Source organism: Devosia sp. UYZn731 (assembly GCF_040546795.1).
Lineage (GTDB): Bacteria > Pseudomonadota > Alphaproteobacteria > Rhizobiales > Devosiaceae > Devosia.
The window spans coordinates 73,207-89,040 of record NZ_JBEPOL010000005.1; the positions used below are offsets into that span (position 1 = coordinate 73,207).

Consider the following 15,834-nt stretch of genomic DNA (forward strand, 5'->3'; position numbering starts at 1 on the left):
CGTTTTCGATGGCTTTCAACTCTGCCGACCGTATCGCGGTCTCCACCTGGTCGCTGCACCGCATGCTGGGCACGACCTATCCGCACAATCTCGACAGTCTTGAGATTGGGCCTGTGCAGGAGACCTATGGCGAGGTCGATGAGTCGCTGCTCGATATTCCCTCCGCCATCGCCAACCGCGGCATCAACCGGCTGGAACTGGTGTCGTTTCACCTGCCCAGCAAGGACCCAATCTATCTGGGCGAATTGCGCAGCGCGTTGAGCAATGCCGATGTCACCTTGCAGACGCTGCTGATTGATGCAGGCGATATCAGCGATCCGGCGACCAGCGCGCGCGATACCGATTGGATCTGGAGTTGGATCGAGATCGCCAACCAGCTTGGGGCCGAACGCGCCCGCGTCATCGCCGGCAAGCAGAAACCGACCCGCGATGCGCTGGACCTGTCGGTCAAGGCGCTGACGACCCTCGCCGAGCGCAATGCCGGCTCCAAGGTGCGGCTGACAACCGAGAACTGGTTCGACCTGCTGGCCGAACCGGCGCATGTGCATTACCTGCTCGACAAGCTGGACGGACGCATCGGGCTCAATGGCGATTTCGGCAATTGGGGCGGTCCTACCAAATATGACGATCTGCGCGCCATTTTCGGGCTGGCCGAGACCTGCCATGCCAAGGCCGATTTCGTTGACGGCAAGCTGGACGAGTCAGACTACGGCCAATGCCTGCAGGCGGCCGAAGAGGCTGGCTACAAGGGTCCCTATACGCTGGTGTTCCAGGCCGACAGTCCGGATGAATGGGCCGGAATCGAGACCGAGAAGGAATTCATCGAGGAACTGCTCAAGTAGCGTTAGACGCAATGCTCATTGCGCGCGTTTGACGGGTGGCGCCGCTTCCCGTTGACTTGATCAGCGGTGTGCCGTGTTGGGAGTGGCCCGCGGGTCAAGCCCGCGGGAAGGCGGTGGGTGGGGATAGTTTGGCGGACACCGTCAGGCTGGTAACGTCGGATCGGCAGCGCCAGACCAACAGGATCACTCCAGCGGCTTCAAATCGGCCAGCAGGGTCGGGATCAATTCGCTGACCGTGGGGTGGATGTGCACGGTTTGTTGCATCACGGTGTAGGGCAGGTCGCCGGCCATCAGTTGCAGCAGGGAATGGACGATCTCGTCGCCGCCGATACCCAGGATGGCGGCGCCGAGGACGCGTTTGGTCTCGGCATCGATCAGGACTTTCATCAGGCCCTGGGTTTCGCCCTTCTCCTTGGCGCGACTGATTTTTGACATCGGCATGGTGCCCATCAATACCTTTTTGCCGGAGGCGCGGGCCTCGTGCTCCGAGATGCCGATGCGACCCAGAGGCGGGTCGATGAACAGACCATAGACCGGGATGCGATGGGCGATGGAGCGGCTACCCTGGTCCAGCACATTGTCCGCGACGATCTCAAAATCGTTGTAGGAGGTGTGGGTGAAGGCGCCGCGGCCGTTGATGTCGCCCATGGCCCAGATGCCAGGTTGGCTGGTGCGCAGGTTATCATCGACCGGGATATAGCCGCGCTTGTCGGTGGATAGACCCGCCGCCGCAAGGTTGAGGTCAGCGCTGTTGGGCGTGCGGCCGAGCGCGATCAGCAGGTGGCTGGCCTCGGTGGACGCAAGGCGGCCGTCGGTATTGAGCGACAACAGCACGCCCTGCCCCGCTTTGACCACTGATTCAACGGTGGTGTCGAACAGGAAGGAGACGCCGTCGGCCTCCAGGATTTGGCGGATCGAGGCGGAGATATCCTCGTCCTCGCGCGACGCGGCGCGTGGGCCGCGCTCGATGACGGTAACCTTGCTGCCGAAGCGCGCGTACATCTGGGCGAATTCGAGCCCGATGTAACTGGCCCCGGCGATCACCAGGTGATCGGGCAGCGTGTCGATATCCATCATCGTCGTATTGGTGAGATACGGCACCGAGGACAGGCCCGGCCAATCGGGCACGCTGGCGGTGGCGCCGGCATTGATGAAGAATTTCGGCGCGGTCAGGGTGCGGCCATTCACAGTCACCTCGGTGGGCGACACGAAGCTGCCCGAGCCGCGGATGATTTCGAGATGTTCGAGGCCGCCGAGCCAGTCGGTCAGGCTCTGGACCGAGGCATTGACCACCTTGTCCTTGCGCGCCTTGACGGCTTTCATGTCGACGGTCACGCCGCCCGAGACGGTGACACCCCAATCGGCGGCGTGGCGCGCCGACCATGCGGCGCGGGCGCTGGCGACCAGGGTCTTGGTGGGGGTGCAGCCATCGTTGACGCAAGTGCCGCCCAAATGGGTGCGCTCGATCAGCGCGGTTTTCCAGCCGGCCGTGGCCAGTTTCGCCGCAAGGAAGGGGCCGGACTGGCCGGCGCCGATGATGATGGCGTCAAAGGCTTCGCTCATGATGGGGCTCTCGGTGACTTTAAGGGAGCTTAGGGCGGCGGCGGGGTTTGCGCCAGCACCCTCACCGGCCTCCGCTTCGCTCGGCCATTGCCCTGCCGGGCCTTGCTCGCAGCGCCGGACGAGGGGTCTACTTCGTCTTGACGGGAGCCGCTTCGGTTTCCGAATCTGCAACCGGCGCCAGCGGGATATCGCGCGGCATGCGGTTCCACGCGTCCAAAGCGGCGATCTTGTACGCCTCCGCCAGCGTTGGATAATTGAAGGCGTTCTCGACGAAGTAATCCAGCGTACCGCCGAGGTTGAGCACGGCTTGACCAATATGGATCAGCTCGGTGGCGCCTTCACCCACGATGTGGGCGCCGAGCAGCTTGCGGGTTTCGAGCGAGAAGATCAGCTTCATCATGCCCGATTGCAGCCCCATGATGTGGCCACGCGAGGTTTCGCGGAAACGCGCAATGCCGTTTTCATAGGGAATGCCCTGCGCACGGACCTGCTGTTCGGTCAGCCCGATGGTGGAGATTTCCGGCACGGCATAAATGCCATAGGGAAAAAATTCGGGCGCGGGCGGCATGGCGGCGCCGCAGGCATGGAGGCCGGCGATACGGCCCTGTTCCATCGACGTCGAGGCGAGCGAGGGAAAGCCGATGACGTCGCCAGCAGCATAGATATTTCGGACATTGGTCTGGAAGGTGATGGGATCGACCTTGATGCGTCCGCGGTCGTGGACGGCAATGCCGCAGTTCTCGAGCCCCAGGTCGGCCGTGGCGCCAGAGCGACCGGCGGCATAGAGCAACATGTCGGAGCGGATGCGGCGTCCGTCGGTGAGCACGGCAACGGCCCAGCCCTGTTCGTCCAACTCGACATGATCGACCTTGGAGCCGAAGCGGATGGTCATGCCGCGCTTGCGCATCTCGTGGGTGAATTCTTCGATGATTTCACGATCGATGAAATCCAAGATGGTATCGCGCGGTTCGATGATGGTGACCGGCACGTCCAGCGCCGAGAAAATCGTGGCATATTCGATGCCGATCACGCCGGCGCCAACCACGGTCAGGCTGCGCGGCACGCGCGGCTCGGCGACGAGGCTGTCGCTGTCGAGTACGGAATGGTCGTTGAACGGGATATTGGCCGGCCGGTAGGGGGCGGTGCCGACGGCGATCACCGCGGCGCCGAAACCAATCTTGGTTTCATCACCCTCTGCGGTGGTGACGGCGATGTGGTTGACGTCGAGAAAGCGCGCCTTGCCGCTCAGCGTGCGCACGCCATTGCGGGCGAACTGATGCTCAAGCACCTCAATTTCGTGGTCCAGGGTCATGCGCAGGCGGGCGCCGAGGTCCTTGCCTTCGATGTCCTTCTTGACCCGATAGGCGAGGCCATAAAACCCGCGTTCGCGCCAACCGGACAGATTGAGCACGGTCTCGCGCAGGGTCTTACTGGGAATAGTGCCGGTATGAACCGAGACGCCGCCAAGGCGGAGGCGGTTCTCCACGACGAGGACGGATTTGCCGAGCTTGGCCGCCTGAATGGCGGCGCGGCGGCCGGCGGGACCACTGCCGATGACGACGAGATCAAACGTTTCCAAGACTATCCCCAAATCACGCCCAGCCAGGCGTTACAGCGCGATTGTGACACTGCCATTGCAAACGTTACAACCAAGCAAATGGAAGAGCTGGGATGCGTCAGTGCAACCTAAATTTTTGGCGGATTGTCATGGTATGAAATTGCCCCTGAAACAGGGGGAAGCCAGTGCTCCCGGCGAACTGTCCAGACTTCGAGCATCGGCTTGATATCGTTTGGTGCGGTGTCCAGAGGGCCAAGGAATACTTCCAGACCCTCATCGAACAAATAGAATAGGCGCGAACCGCAGGTCGGGCAAAAAGACCGGTGTTCGTAGGTCTGCAGTTCGCCCGTCATATGAAATTGGGATCGATGCCAGTTGGCCGTCGCCGAGAAAGAAGATCCGGTCAGCTTGCGACAGATCGTGCAGTGGCAGAGCCCGGAAATGTAGGGCTCGCCTCGCACCTCATATCTGACCGCTCCGCACAGGCATCCCCCGGTTCGGACGACTTCGACTGTCATTTTTTGCTCCTCAGACAGGCCGCAAACTCGCTCACCAGCCCGGCGCGTCGCCCACGTCGGGCAGGTCGTAAAACTGGCGGATCACGTCCCAGCCTTCTTCGGCGCTGTCGACGATGCTGAACAGGCTGGGGTCGGTAGGGGCGATGGTACCGGCTTCGGCGAGGGCCTCGAAATTGATGACCTTGCCCCAGAATTCGGCGCCGAACAGCAGCAGCGGGATGCGCTCCATACGGCCGGTCTGGATCAGGGTCAGGGTTTCGAAGAACTCGTCGAGCGTGCCGAAGCCGCCGGGAAAGACCGCCACGGCGCGGGCGCGCAGCAGGAAGTGGATTTTCCGGGTGGCGAAATAGTGGAAATTGAAGCTCAGCGCGGGGGTGACGTAGTGATTGGGCGCCTGCTCGTGCGGCAGCACGATATTGAGCCCGATGGAGGGGGCGCCGATATCGCTGGCACCACGATTGCCGGCCTCCATGACGCCCGGGCCGCCGCCGGTGACGACGACATAATCCTTGAAGCCGAGCGACTTGGAGGTCAGCGCGGCCAATTGGGCGAAGCGCCGGGCCTCGTCGTAATAGCGCGAGGCCTTTTCCAGATTGGCCTTCTGCACATCGTTCTTGGCGGCCCAGGCGGGCTTGCCGGGCTCGGGAATGCGGGCGCCACCGAACAGCACGACGGTGGAATTGATCCCAGCCTCGTTCAGGCGCGTCTGGGTCTTGAGATATTCAAGCTGGAAGCGAATGCCGCGGGTTTCGTCGGCCTCGAGAAATTCGGCATCCGCATAGGCCAGGCGAAAGGCCGGCGACTCGGTCTGGGGTGTCTGCGGGGCGCGCTTGGCGGCGGCGACGTCCTGGCCGGCAGTGCGTAACGGGGTCGGTGGGGCTTTGGCCAAGGCGGCTCTCCGGGTCGCGCGGATTAGCGGGGAGCAAATCAGTTGCGCCACAATTCCGAGATCTTGTGAACGGCATAACGGCGCGGCGACCGAGGGGCAAGGGTAACGGGGATGGGGCAATTCACAAGTGTGGAAGCACGGATCGATGCCGCGGCGCATCGCGTGCTGGCCATGCTGCCGCAGAGCGGGCCGGCCGGTGCGCTGGTGGAATTTCTGGTGTTCGGCATCAAGCAGGGGTGGGCCTGCCTGTTCGGCGGGCTGATGCTGGCCATGATGCTGCTGACGCGGCTGTGGTGGCCGGACGGCATCGGGCTGGCGCGCTACGACTTATGGTTCGTGGCCGCCTGCCTGATCCAGGCCGGCATGCTGGCGTTCAAGCTGGAAACGCTGGACGAAGCCAAGGTCATCCTCATCTTCCACGTGGTGGGGACCGCGATGGAGCTGTTCAAGACTGGGGCCGGCTCGTGGCTCTACCCCGAAGAGGCGCTGTTTCGCATTGCCGGCGTGCCGCTGTTTTCAGGCTTCATGTATGCCTGCGTGGGCTCCTACATGGCGCGCATCCTGCGAATTTTCGACATCCGTTTTGCGCATTATCCGCCTTTCTGGATGACGGCAGTGCTGGCCGGGGCAATCTATATCAACTTTTTCTCGCACCATTATATGGTGGACCTGCGCTGGGTGCTGTTCGGCGCGCTGGCCCTGCTCTATGGGCGGACCTGGATGCATTATCGAGTGCTCCGCTATCGGTTCTCGATGCCGATCCTGCTGGCCTTCCTCCTGGTGGCGCTGTTCATCTGGATCGCCGAAAACATCGGCACCTGGTCGCATGCCTGGATCTATCCGAACCAGCAGGACGGCTGGGCGCTGGTTTCATGGGAGAAGCTGGGGTCGTGGTATCTGTTGATGACGATTTCGGTGGTCCTCGTGACCGCGGTGCACCGGCCGCAGCCGCTTGCGCGCACAATTGACACCACACCTTTGGTGGGTAATGTCCCCAGCACATAACGCCCCCACCGAAAGTGTCGCCATGTCGCATACCGATCTCGCCCAGACCATCAACGACGCTTTCGAGGCGCGCGCCGAGGTCAACTCCGCCACCAGGGGCGCAGTTCGCGAGGCAGTCGAGGAAGCGCTGGCGCTGCTCGATAGCGGCAAGGCCCGCGTCGCCGAAAAGATCGATGGCACCTGGCAGGTCAACCAGTGGCTCAAGAAGGCCGTGCTGCTCAGCTTCCGGCTCAATGAGAACGTGATGATCCCCGGCGGACCAGGCGGCTCGTCCTATTGGGACAAGGTTCCGACCAAGTTCGAGGGCTGGGATGAGAACACGTTCCGTGAGGCAGGCTTCCGCGCCGTGCCGGGCGCCGTGGTGCGCCGCTCGGCCCATATCGCCAAGGGCGTGATCCTGATGCCCAGCTTGGTCAATCTGGGCGCCTATGTGGGTGAGAACACCATGGTGGATACCTGGGTCACCATCGGGTCCTGCGCGCAGATCGGCAAGAACGTGCATGTGTCGGGTGGCGTCGGCATTGGGGGCGTGCTGGAGCCGCTGCAGGCCGGGCCGGTCATCATCGAGGACAATTGCTTTATCGGCGCGCGCTCCGAAGTGGTCGAAGGCGTCGTGGTGGGCGAAGGCTCGGTGATCTCGATGGGCGTGTTCCTCGGCGCCTCCACCAAGATCGTCGACCGGGCAACGGGCGAAATCCATATCGGCAAGGTGCCGCCTTATTCGGTGGTGGTGTCGGGCTCGCTACCGGGCAAGCCGATGCCGGGGCACAATTGGGGGCCGTCGCTTTACTGTGCCGTGATCGTCAAGACCGTCGATGCACAGACGCGCAGCAAGACCGGCATCAACGAGCTGCTGCGCGACTGAACCACGCTGCCAATCATCAGGGGGGATGATGATTTCGCTGTATTTTTCGACCCGGGGCCGTATTGCCCGTGGGCAATGGTGGCGCGGCATGATCGGCTTGGCGGTAATCGGCGTCGTGCTGGGCCTCGTTTGGCTCAGTGCGGTGGCCTGGCCCATGATGGCAAGCCTGGGCGCCCCGACGAGCGCCACCTTTGGCACCGGCATCTTGAACCTGATCCGTGCCTTTGGCTCGGGGTCGCTGATCCTGTTGGGAATTACCGCCTATCCGCTGTATTGCCTGGGTGTGAAGCGCCAGCATGACCGCGATAAGGGGGGCTGGGACGTCTTGGGCTACCTGGTGGCTTGGGGACTGATCAGCCTGCCTGCCGTGTTCGGCGTTGGTTTCGCGATGGTTGATCTTGGCCAGGGCGTGGTGGTTCCGAGCCAGGAGCGATGGCTGGATGCGGCCAACGGCTTGTTTTCATTGTATGGACTTTATCTGTTCGTCGTTCTGGGTTGCCTTTCGGGGCGTCCTGGCTCCAATGTTCATGGGGCGGATCCATTGGGAGGGGAATCGCCGGCTAGGCCCCTGACAGACTGAACCGGCTAGTCATTGAGCGTTCATTTTCTTATCCATAGAAGACGGACAGGGGCGGGAATACTCCCGATACCGAGTACCGCGGCAGTTTGAGGGCCGCTTCATCAAGATTTGGGGACACACATGTTCAATCAAGACTGGAAGTATCTGTTCACGAGCTTCGACGGCCGTATCAATCGCGAGCCTTTCTGGGCCGGCGTTCTGCTGCTGATCGGCGCCAATATCGTCCTGGCCATTCTCGGCTCTATTCTGGGCATGATCTTTGGGCCGCTGCAGTACCTGGCGACTATCGGTTCGCTGATCCTGATCTATCCGGCCGTAGCACTCTACGCCAAGCGCTGGCACGACCAGTCCAAGTCCGGCTGGTGGACGCTGGTGGCCCTGATCCCGCTGCTCGGCGCGATCTACCTGATCTACATGCTGGGCATCAAGGAAGGCGAACCTGCGGCCAACCAGTATGGCCAGAACCCGCTCGGCGGCACCGTCGCCGCCTGATCGCCTCAGCCGAACTGACCTGCCAGCCGCCCATCCCGGAGACCGGGGTGGGCGCGTTGCTTTGTGCTGCTGGCGAGCGCAGGGCGATTCACCTATGCTGAGGATGCCGGCGAGGGGTTCGGCATTGTGGCTTCTGGGGGAAAAATGGATTGGATACGGTCGGTCTACCTGACGCGCGACGGGCGCGTTTCGCGCAAGACCTGGTGGCTTGGCGTAATCGGTTTGTTTGTAGCGGGCATTGTGCTGACCATCATCTTCTCGCTGGTCGGGCTTGGCGCGACGACGTATGTGCGCGAGCAGAATGTGACGACAGCCAGCGCAGGGCTCAATCCACTGGGCAACCTGGTCGTCTTCGTGCTGCTGGCCTATCCGTCATATTGCCTGTCGATCAAGCGCCGGCATGACCGGGACAAGAGTGGCATCGATTTTCAAATCTGGTTTGGCCTGGGCTTCGTGCTCACGCTGCTGGGTGTGGTCACACCTCAGTCGGCCGCTCCGGTCGACGCCGCAGCCGTAACCTCGATGATCGGGCCGATCCTGGGCGGACTGGCATTGCTGTCGCTAGCCCTTGCGGCTTTCGCCATCTATATCCTGATCGTGCTGGGTTTTCTGCGCGGCACGGTGGGCAACAACTCCTATGGCGCCGATCCGGCGGGCGGGACCTGGGCTCCAGCGGCTTAAGACAACAAGGACGGGATGACAGTGACTGATATTTCCACGGGCGATCCCGTCCCCCTGCTCAAAGCCATGATGGCCTGCCCCTCGGTGACGCCCGAGGATGCAGGCGTGCTGGCTGTGCTCGAAGGCGCGCTGACCACGCTGGGCTTTGAGGTGACGCGGCTGCGCTTTGAGGGCGATGGCTCCTATCCGGTCGACAACCTGTTCGCGATCCGCAACGGCGGCGGCAGACGCCTGTTGTTCGCAGGCCATACCGATGTGGTGCCGCCCGGCGACCTGGCGAACTGGACCAGCGACCCGTTCGTGCCGCGCGAGGCCGACGGCAAGATTTACGGACGTGGCGCGGCCGACATGAAGAGTGGAGTGGCAGCATTCGTGGCCGCGGCGGCGCAGATTCCCACCCAGGCCGGCACCATCATGCTGGCCATCACCAACGACGAGGAAGCCGACGGCGTCAACGGCACCGAAAAGCTGCTGGCCTGGGCCAAGGCGCAGGGGCACACTTTCGATTTTGCCATTGTGGGCGAGCCGAGTTCGGCCGCCGAACTGGGCGACAGCATCAAGATCGGCCGGCGCGGATCGCTGAGCGGGGTGGTGACGGTCGAGGGCATGCAGGGGCATGTGGCCTATCCCGAGAAAGCCAATAATCCGCTCCCGGTGCTCGCCGCCATCGTGACGGCGCTGAGCGGGGAGACCATCGATAAGGGCACGGCGCATTTTCCGGCCAGCAATCTGGAAGTGACTTCGATCGATGTCGGCAACCCGACCGGCAATGTGATCCCCGCCAGGGGCACGCTCAAGTTCAACATCCGCTACAATGACCTGTGGTCGCCGCAGACACTGGCCGACTGGGTCCGTGGGCGGATCGCCACGGTGGATGCAGGCCAGGTCAAGGTGACGTTCGCGGTGGCCGGGGTGCCGTCGCTGTCGTTCCTGTCGCCACTGGGACCCGCCGTGGATACGCTGGGCGACATCATTTTTGAAATGACCGGGCGCCGGCCAAGCCTCTCGACCGGCGGCGGCACCTCGGACGCGCGCTTCGTGGCGCAGTATGGCACTGTGGTGGAATGCGGGCTGGTCGGCCCCTCGATGCACAAGGCCGACGAGCATGTGCTGATCGCCGACGTCACCGGATTGACCGCGATCTACGCGGCCTTCATGACGCGGTTTTTTGGGCACACGACATGAAACTCTGGGCAGCGCTGCGCGACGCATGGCTGGGCTGGGTCGATATCGTGCGGCTACGGCCGGGCTGGCAGGACCGATTCGGCTTTTCGTTCGGCGCACTGGCCAAGGCGCTGGTAATCTTTTTCCTGTTCGCCTTTCTGGCCATCGCCATGGGGTCGGTGCAGGGCGGCATGCCGTCCTTGCCAGGGCTGCTCGCCAACCTGTTAGTGCAGTCGCTGGGGCTGGTGGCGCTGCTGATCGGCATCGTGGTGACCAAGCTGGCGGTCAAGTCCGACGTGCCGCTGCTGCGCGTGCTGGTGCCGGGGATTTACGGCATGGTGTTCTACCTGGTCGCAGGGTCGGTGCTGGCGGCGATCAGCATCGAGACAGTGCCCATCGTGCTGCTGGGCCTGGTGTTCCTGCTCTATAGCCTGGGCCGCGCCGCGGGCACCTGGTCGATCGGCGTGGCCCTGGCATTTGCGGTTTTAACCGTCGTCCTGCTTGTCGGCATGCCGTTGACGCTCTACATGCTGAACAATCCTGCCGCTTCCCCCATCTGATCGAGTTGCCTTTTGTCTCAGAATTCCTCGACCTTTCTCGATGAGCTGGTGGATGCGGCGCGTGGCTGCTTTGCCCTGCTCACCGGCAACCGGCAGGCGCCCACCCATTTCGATTTCAGCCAGCGCGGGTTGATCGGCTCGTTCATCGCCTTCGTGGTCGCCAGCGCCCTGGGCGCTTTCGGTCCGCAGCTTTTTGGCGTGCCGAGCGCTCCCGGCGCCGCGACGCAGGCGGTGATCCTGGGCGGGATGCTGTTCGTGATCCAGTTTGCAGTATCTTACCTGGTGCTGCGGCAGATGGGGCGGCTGGACGGCTTCGTGCCGTTCCTCGTGGCTGACAACTGGGCGACGTTCTTCACCTCGATCCTGTCGCTGGGACTATTGCTATCGGGCCTGCCGGCCGACGTGGTGATCATCGCCATCGGCATCGTGGTGATCATCGTCGAGATCAACATTGCCCGGCTGATCGTCACCCTGCCGCCGCTGCAGATCGCCATGTTCATCGTGGCCCAGCTGGTCGGGTCGGGCATTGGCCTGCTATTGCTGGGCGGCATGGTGGCGATGCCAGGCGTCTAGCGTTCGGCATTGGCGCGATCCGTTTCCAACAACGGTTTTCGCATCCCCAACTGCCGTTCTTCCTATCCCAATATTCCCATCCCCCTCCCACCTCCCGCGGGCTTGACCCGCGGGCCACCCGCCGCTTGTGCCATGCTGATGGAGGCCCGCGGATCAAGTCCGCGGGAAGGAAGGTGAGGGTCGGTGCTCAGTGCGTTACCGAAACACAGCGGCTGCTTAGTAATCCACCTTCATGAGATAGAGCCCCCGCGACGGGGCCAGGGCGCCGCAGCGCCGGCGATCCTTCGCGTCGAGCGCGGCACGGAAATCGGCGGGGCGCCATTTCCCTTCACCCACCATTTTGAGCGAGCCAACGAGCGAGCGCACCTGATGATGCAGGAAGCTGCGAGCGCTGGCGGTGATGACGATGTGGTCGGCCTCGCGCCGGACATCGAAGCGATCGAGCGTTCGGATGGGCGACTTGGCCTGGCATTCGGCAGCGCGGAAGGTGGTGAAATCGTGCGTGCCCAGGATGAGTTGGGCGGCGGCGTGCATCGGCTCGGCGTCGAGGTCCATCGGCAGGTGCCAGACGTGATTGGCTTCGATCACCGCCGGAGCACGCCGATTGAGGATGCGATACTCGTAATGCCGCGCCTTGGCCGAGAAGCGCGCCTCGAAGGTATCCGGGACCGCCTCCGCCTCGATGATCGCCACCGGGTTGGGCCGCAGGTGGAAATTCAGCGCCTCGCGAATGCGGAACGGGTCCCACTCGCGGACAAGATCGAAATGAGCCACCTGGCCGAGCGCATGCACGCCGGTGTCGGTGCGGCCGGCTGCCTGGGTGGTGACGGTCTCGCCAGAGAAGTTTTGAATCGCGGTTTCGAGCGCCTGCTGCACGGATGGGCTATGGGGCTGGCGCTGCCAGCCGTTGAAGGGCGTTCCGTCATACTCCACGGTGACGCGATAGCGGGGCATCAGGCGGACACCGGGCGTGTCTTCCCCTCCCCCTTGAGGGGAGGGGTTAGGGGTGGGAGTGTCGGACATCGAGCGCGCGCGAGCTTCGACACCCCCACCCTAGCCCTCCCCTCAAGGGGGAAGGGACCGATCGAGACTGTAGTAACACCTCTGATCATGACACTGTTCCGGGCAGGGCCCCTGCCCCACGCAGAAACGTTGCCGCATCCATCGGGGTCTTGCCTTCGCGCTGGATCTGCACCAGCCGGACAGCGCCCGTGGCGCAGGCGATGGTCAAATCGGGCAGCAACGTGCCGGGAGCGCCTGAGCCGGCTCCCAGCGTCGAGCGCAAAGCCTTGACCCGCACCGGCTTACCCGCCAGTTCCAGCTCGAACCAGGCGCCGGGAAACGGCGACAGGCCGCGAATGTGATTGTGGACGGCCTCTGCTGACTGGTTCCAGTCGATGCGGGCCTCGACCTTCTCGATCTTCTTGGCGTAGACCGCCCCCTCGTCGGGCTGCGGCTTGAAATCCAGGCTGCCGCGATCGAGCGCTGCCAGTGCGCGGCCCATCAAGTCGGCGCCGATGCGCATCATGGCGTCATGCAGCTCGCCGGCGGTCATATCGGGGGCGATCGGGATGACTTCGCCCAGCGCAACCGGGCCGGTATCGAGGCCCTCGTCCATCTGCATGACCATGACGCCGGTCTGCGCGTCGCCGGCCATGATTGCGCGCTGGATCGGCGCGGCGCCACGCCAGCGCGGCAGGAGCGAACCGTGCAGGTTGAGGCAGCCGAGACGCGGTGCATCGAGGATAGGCTTGGGCAGCAGCAGGCCATAGGCCACGACGATCCCCAGGTCGGCATCGTGCAACGCGAACACACCCTGTTCGTCGGCACCCTTGAGCGAGCGCGGCGTGAGGACCGGAATGCCAGCGGCTTCGGCCGCCAGATGCACCGGCGACTTGCGCTCGGACTGGCCGCGGCCGGCAGGCTTTGGCGCCCGGGTATAGACCGCCACGACTTCGTGGCCGGACGAGATGATCTCGAGCAAGGTAGGGACGGAGAAATCGGGCGTACCCATGAAGACAATGCGCATAGGGGGCTCCGATCTATTCCTCTCCCCGTCGGGGAGAGGGTGCCCGAAGGGCGGGTGAGGGGGATTTCAGGGCAGACACCCTCATCCGGCGCTGCGCGCCACCTTCTCCCCGACGGGGAGAAGAAAAGTAAAGCTCTACCCCGCAGCGCGCTTGGCGGCTTTGTCGAATTTCTTGATGACGCGGTCGCGCTTCAGGCGTGACAGATAATCGATATAGAGTACGCCATCGAGGTGATCGAGTTCGTGCTGGATGCAGACTGCCAGCTTGCCCTCGGCGTCCTTGATGACCTCGTTGCCATCCAGATCGGTATATTTGACAGTGACGGCATCGGGCCGCTCGACGTCGTAATAGAGCTCGGGAATCGACAGGCACCCCTCCTCGGTGGTCTGCACCACGTCGGAGAATTTGGTGATTTCAGGGTTGATCAGCACCATCGGCTCGGGCTTCTCGCCTTCCTTGGCGAGATCCATGACGACGATGCGCTTCATCACGCCGATCTGCGGCGCGGCCAGGCCAATGCCGGGCGCATCGTACATGGTGTCGAGCATGTCCTTGGCGAGGGCCTTGATATCGTCGTCGACCGCCTCGATGGGATCGGCAACGGCGCGCAGGCGCGCATCAGGCAAAACGAGAATAGGGCGGATAGCCATGAAGGAGCGTCCAAATGGGGTGTTGCCTCTCGATATGGTATTTTCCGCCGCGCGGTCAACCGTCGCCGGCCTAAACTGGAACATTCCGCGAACAGGCGAATCGCTCTATGGATGGTCTGATGGAAACTGTGCTGTTTGCGCTCGGGGATTTCGCGGTCACGCTCGGCTATGCCATTGCGGGGGGCGTCGGGCTGATCGGGCTGTTGCTGGTCATCATGCTGATTGCGGCGATACGAGCCGGCGCAGCGCGGGCGCAGGAAGCCCAGGAGGCGCTGGATCGCTCGGCCGCCATGGAACGTCATATCGCCGGGCTGATGCAAGTGCAGTCGGAAATGACCGGGCGCGTGCAGTCGATGTCCGAGATGTTCGGCTCGCGCACGGCCGAGTTGAGCCAGATGGTCAACGACCGGCTGGATTCGACCAGCCAGCGCGTCGGGCAGGCGTTGCAGGAGACCCGCGCCAAGACCGACGAGGGGCTCAACAAGCTGCATGAGCGGCTGGCGGTGATCGACAGGGCGCAGTCGACGATGACGTCGCTCTCGAGCGAGATCGTGTCGCTGCAATCGATTCTGTCCAACAAGCAGACGCGCGGCGCCTTCGGGCAAGGGCGGATGGAGGCGATTGTCGGCGACGGCCTCGCGCCGAACGCCTATTCGTTTCAGTCGACGCTGTCGAACGGCTACCGGCCAGACTGCCTGATTATCATGCCCAATGGCGCGCCGAGCCTGGTCATCGATGCCAAGTTTCCGCTGGAAAGCTGGCAGCGGATTGCCTCGGCGGACAATCCCGAGGTGTTGCGGGCGGCACAGAGCGGCTTCAAGCAGGATATCGCCGTGCATGTGCGGGCAATCTCGGAAAAATACCTGATCCCCGGCGAGACGCAGGACACGGCGTTCATGTTCGTGCCATCGGAGTCGATCTTTGCCGATATTCACGAGCATTTCGAGGATGTGGTGCAACGCGCCAGCCGGGCGCGGGTGGTAATCGTGTCGCCGGCGCTGCTGATGCTGTCGATCCAGGTGATCCAGGCGCTGCTGCGCGATGTGCGAATGCGCGAACAGGCCCATTTGATCCAGAAAGAAGTGCGCGAGCTGCTGGCCGATGTGGGCCGGCTGGATGAGCGGGTGAAGAAGCTGCAGACCCATTTCCGCCAGGCCAATGACGATATCGGCGAAATCCTGATATCGACGGGCAAAGTGACCGGCCGCAGCAAGAGGATCGACGAGATGGATTTCGAAGAGCTGCAGCGGCTGGCCGGCGAATAAGAGCCTAGGGCGCAAAGCCCTCGGGCAATTTATCGTCGGCGGCACGCTCGGGGCGCGCGTCAAAATCGCAGCCGGCGGCACCGTAGCGGTTGGTCATGTCGCAATTCATCGCTCGGGCCATATAGCCGATATATTCGTCGGTCTCCCCGCACGGCAGATCATAGCTGGCGCCGGTCGGCTCCGTGATCTGTAAGCCGGCCCAGCGGCCGCCCATATCATCGTCCTGGCCCGGCGCCGGCGGAATATCAAGCATATGCAGGAGATAACCGCGCCCATCCCAGTTGAAGCGGACCTGCGCGTAATAGCCTTCTGGACCATCCGAATTGGAGAAATAGAACGGTCCCGAGCCAGCCAGCGGTTGGCCCGGGACCAGTGCGGCGATAATCCCGTTTTTCGCAATGAGGAATTGCAGCCTGGTCCAGGTGCCGTCGTCCTGCTCCACGCCATAGAGCGAGATGAAGTCACTTTCCGAATCCCTGACGCTACAACCAAACAGTCGAAACGGCTCGTCGGCGAAACTCGGTGCTGATAACAGCGGCAAGAGCATCGCTGCGATAGCAGATATCCAGATCGTACGGCCCGGCATGACAAATCCCAAT

18 protein-coding genes are annotated in these 15,834 nt (G+C 63.1%); 10 read left to right on the plus strand and 8 right to left on the minus strand.

The window, feature by feature from the left end; genetic code table 11:
* Positions 1 to 8: 8 nt before the first annotated feature.
* Positions 9 to 842 (plus strand): sugar phosphate isomerase/epimerase family protein, encoded by an 834-nt coding sequence (locus ABIB57_RS13340; RefSeq protein WP_354041460.1) that lies wholly within the window; start codon positions 9 to 11, stop codon positions 840 to 842.
* A gap of 183 nt (positions 843 to 1,025) precedes the next feature.
* Here ABIB57_RS13340 and ABIB57_RS13345 read toward each other — a convergent pair whose 3' ends face one another.
* The 4 genes from ABIB57_RS13345 to ABIB57_RS13360 all read right to left on the minus strand — a co-directional run bounded on the left by ABIB57_RS13345 (position 1,026) and on the right by ABIB57_RS13360 (position 5,370).
* On the minus strand, positions 1,026 to 2,405 hold the full coding sequence (locus tag ABIB57_RS13345) for an FAD-containing oxidoreductase (protein ID WP_354041461.1): 1,380 nt from the start codon (positions 2,403 to 2,405) through the stop codon (positions 1,026 to 1,028).
* Between the two features lie 127 nt (positions 2,406 to 2,532).
* A complete protein-coding gene (sthA, locus tag ABIB57_RS13350) occupies positions 2,533 to 3,984 on the minus strand; it encodes a Si-specific NAD(P)(+) transhydrogenase (RefSeq protein ID WP_354041462.1) in 1,452 nt (483 codons plus the stop codon).
* Positions 3,985 to 4,091: 107 nt separating this feature from the next.
* Positions 4,092 to 4,481 carry a GFA family protein gene (locus ABIB57_RS13355; protein ID WP_354041464.1) on the minus strand — a complete coding sequence of 130 codons (390 nt, stop codon included), beginning with the start codon at positions 4,479 to 4,481 and terminating at the stop codon, positions 4,092 to 4,094.
* A 31-nt stretch (positions 4,482 to 4,512) separates the two neighbouring features.
* Positions 4,513 to 5,370 carry an LOG family protein gene (locus ABIB57_RS13360; RefSeq protein WP_299726823.1) on the minus strand — a complete coding sequence of 286 codons (858 nt, stop codon included), beginning with the start codon at positions 5,368 to 5,370 and terminating at the stop codon, positions 4,513 to 4,515.
* Positions 5,371 to 5,481: 111 nt separating this feature from the next.
* Here ABIB57_RS13360 and ABIB57_RS13365 point away from each other — a divergent pair, with 111 nt between their 5' ends.
* The 8 genes from ABIB57_RS13365 to ABIB57_RS13400 all read left to right on the plus strand — a co-directional run bounded on the left by ABIB57_RS13365 (position 5,482) and on the right by ABIB57_RS13400 (position 11,290).
* Positions 5,482 to 6,375 carry a DUF817 domain-containing protein gene (locus tag ABIB57_RS13365; RefSeq protein WP_354041466.1) on the plus strand — a complete coding sequence of 298 codons (894 nt, stop codon included), beginning with the start codon at positions 5,482 to 5,484 and terminating at the stop codon, positions 6,373 to 6,375.
* 22 nt (positions 6,376 to 6,397) lie between these two features.
* Positions 6,398 to 7,240, plus strand: coding sequence for a 2,3,4,5-tetrahydropyridine-2,6-dicarboxylate N-succinyltransferase (gene dapD / locus ABIB57_RS13370; protein WP_354041467.1), 843 nt, complete (start codon positions 6,398 to 6,400; stop codon positions 7,238 to 7,240).
* Between the two features lie 28 nt (positions 7,241 to 7,268).
* Positions 7,269 to 7,820 carry a DUF805 domain-containing protein gene (locus tag ABIB57_RS13375; RefSeq protein ID WP_354041468.1) on the plus strand — a complete coding sequence of 184 codons (552 nt, stop codon included), beginning with the start codon at positions 7,269 to 7,271 and terminating at the stop codon, positions 7,818 to 7,820.
* Positions 7,821 to 7,940: 120 nt separating this feature from the next.
* Entirely contained in the window at positions 7,941 to 8,312 is a 372-nt protein-coding gene (locus ABIB57_RS13380) for a DUF805 domain-containing protein (protein ID WP_354041470.1), read from the plus strand.
* A gap of 144 nt (positions 8,313 to 8,456) precedes the next feature.
* Positions 8,457 to 8,993: a DUF805 domain-containing protein gene (locus ABIB57_RS13385; RefSeq protein WP_299726838.1), complete on the plus strand. Its 537-nt coding sequence runs from the start codon at positions 8,457 to 8,459 to the stop codon at positions 8,991 to 8,993.
* Between the two features lie 21 nt (positions 8,994 to 9,014).
* The gene (gene dapE / locus ABIB57_RS13390) at positions 9,015 to 10,178 is read left to right on the plus strand and encodes a succinyl-diaminopimelate desuccinylase (protein WP_354041471.1); all 1,164 of its coding nucleotides are present in this window, start codon (positions 9,015 to 9,017) and stop codon (positions 10,176 to 10,178) included.
* Complete coding sequence (locus ABIB57_RS13395; protein ID WP_354041472.1) at positions 10,175 to 10,717, plus strand: hypothetical protein; 543 nt, start codon at positions 10,175 to 10,177, stop codon at positions 10,715 to 10,717. Before dapE ends, ABIB57_RS13395 begins: the two co-directional genes overlap by 4 nt.
* A 12-nt stretch (positions 10,718 to 10,729) precedes the next feature.
* Positions 10,730 to 11,290 (plus strand): hypothetical protein, encoded by a 561-nt coding sequence (locus ABIB57_RS13400; RefSeq protein ID WP_354041473.1) that lies wholly within the window; start codon positions 10,730 to 10,732, stop codon positions 11,288 to 11,290.
* Positions 11,291 to 11,506: 216 nt separating this feature from the next.
* On the opposite strand, the gene truA is transcribed toward ABIB57_RS13400, so the two are convergent.
* From truA to def, 3 genes are all read right to left on the minus strand, one after another.
* The gene (gene truA, locus ABIB57_RS13405; RefSeq protein WP_354041475.1) at positions 11,507 to 12,244 is read right to left on the minus strand and encodes a tRNA pseudouridine(38-40) synthase TruA; all 738 of its coding nucleotides are present in this window, start codon (positions 12,242 to 12,244) and stop codon (positions 11,507 to 11,509) included.
* Positions 12,245 to 12,398: 154 nt separating this feature from the next.
* Positions 12,399 to 13,319: a methionyl-tRNA formyltransferase gene (gene fmt, locus ABIB57_RS13410; RefSeq protein WP_354041476.1), complete on the minus strand. Its 921-nt coding sequence runs from the start codon at positions 13,317 to 13,319 to the stop codon at positions 12,399 to 12,401.
* 135 nt (positions 13,320 to 13,454) lie between these two features.
* A complete protein-coding gene (def, locus tag ABIB57_RS13415) occupies positions 13,455 to 13,970 on the minus strand; it encodes a peptide deformylase (RefSeq protein ID WP_354041478.1) in 516 nt (171 codons plus the stop codon).
* A 119-nt stretch (positions 13,971 to 14,089) separates the two neighbouring features.
* On the opposite strand from def, the gene ABIB57_RS13420 reads away from it, so the two are divergent.
* Positions 14,090 to 15,235 carry a DNA recombination protein RmuC gene (locus tag ABIB57_RS13420; protein ID WP_354041479.1) on the plus strand — a complete coding sequence of 382 codons (1,146 nt, stop codon included), beginning with the start codon at positions 14,090 to 14,092 and terminating at the stop codon, positions 15,233 to 15,235.
* Between the two features lie 4 nt (positions 15,236 to 15,239).
* On the opposite strand, the gene ABIB57_RS13425 is transcribed toward ABIB57_RS13420, so the two are convergent.
* On the minus strand, positions 15,240 to 15,821 hold the full coding sequence (locus ABIB57_RS13425) for a hypothetical protein (protein ID WP_354041480.1): 582 nt from the start codon (positions 15,819 to 15,821) through the stop codon (positions 15,240 to 15,242).
* Positions 15,822 to 15,834 lie beyond the last annotated feature (13 nt).